The sequence below is a fragment of the Variovorax sp. efr-133-TYG-130 genome, from assembly GCF_030208835.1.
Lineage (GTDB): Bacteria > Pseudomonadota > Gammaproteobacteria > Burkholderiales > Burkholderiaceae_C > Variovorax.
Genome location: NZ_JARVTD010000055.1, coordinates 1 through 1,229, shown reverse-complemented (window position 1 = coordinate 1,229; position 1,229 = coordinate 1). Strand labels below are relative to the sequence as shown.

The following is a 1,229-nucleotide window of genomic DNA, read 5'->3' as shown; positions in this document are numbered from 1 at the left end:
GGCGGATTCAACCGGTCGATGCAACACACTTATAACTGCGTAGGCAGAAGGAGTGTTGCAGATGAAGTACCGGACACGGACCTACTACACGAGTACCCAGAAGGCATTGATGTGGGAGCGGTGGAGGGAGGGTTGGACCCTTCACCAGATTGGCAAGCTGTTTGACCGACCTCACACATCCATCCAGAACATCTTGTCCAAGACCGGTGGCATTCGACCTCCGGAACGACGGCGTGGCGCCAATGCGCTAACCCTGGCAGAGAGGGAAGAGATCTCTCGCGCTCTGATGGTTGGTGAATCGATGCGTTCGGTAGCCGCCCGACTTGGCAGGGCACCGTCGACCATCAGCCGAGAGATCGGGCGCAACGCAGGGCCAGGCGGCTATCGGGCGAGCGTCGCCGACGAAGCTGCCTGGAACCGTGCCCTGCGGCCGAAGCGATGCAAGTTGGTCAAGAACCGGGCGCTGGCTGGCGTCGTGGCGGACCTGCTTCGAATGCTGTGGTCGCCGGAGCAGATCGCCGGCTGGCTCAAGCATACTTATCCGAACGACCCGAGCCTTCATGTGTCACACGAGACCATCTACCGCAGCCTGTTCATTCAAGCGCGCGGCGCATTGAAGAAGGAGCTGCTGGAGCACCTCAGACGCACGCGCGGCATGCGACGCTCTCGTTCCTATACTCAGAAGACTGCGATCCATGGGCAGATTGCCGATGCCGTGTCGATCAGCGAGCGCCCCGCAGCTGTCGAGGATCGGGCGGTGCCTGGTCATTGGGAAGGTGACTTGGTGTTCGGCAGCGGGAACAGCCAGATCGCCACGTTGGTCGAGCGGCAAACGAGATATGTGATGTTGGTGAAGCTCGAAGGCAAGGACTCGCAGTCGGTGGTCAACGCGCTGATAAAGAACGCGCGCAAGTTGCCGCAGGAGCTCTACAAGTCATTGACCTGGGATCGAGGCACGGAGATGCACGGTCACAAGCGATTCACGATGGCCACCGACATCCAGGTCTACTTCTGTGATCCCCAGAGCCCCTGGCAGCGCGGCAGCAACGAGAACACCAATGGGTTGCTCAGGCAGTACATGCCGAAGGGCATGGACATCTCACGGTTCTCACAGCTTCAACTCAACGCAATCGCGAGACAATTGAACGAGAGGCCGCGCAAGACGCTCGGCTTCCATACACCTGCTGAAATGTTCAGCGAATGCGTTGCATCGACCGGTTGAATCCGCC

At 59.6% G+C, this 1,229-nt stretch carries 1 protein-coding gene; it reads left to right on the top strand.

Features of this window, described 5'->3' with window-relative positions; translation table 11 throughout:
• The first annotated feature begins 61 nt into the window (after positions 1–61).
• On the top strand, positions 62–1,222 hold the full coding sequence (locus tag QRN67_RS32790; RefSeq protein ID WP_285415224.1) for an IS30 family transposase: 1,161 nt from the start codon (positions 62–64) through the stop codon (positions 1,220–1,222).
• Positions 1,223–1,229: the final 7 nt, after the last annotated feature.

Excerpts from the sequence above, each read along its gene's own strand:
- QRN67_RS32790 (WP_285415224.1), top strand. The coding sequence starts at position 62 with ATGAAGTACCGGACACGGACCTACTACACGAGTACCCAGAAGGCATTG.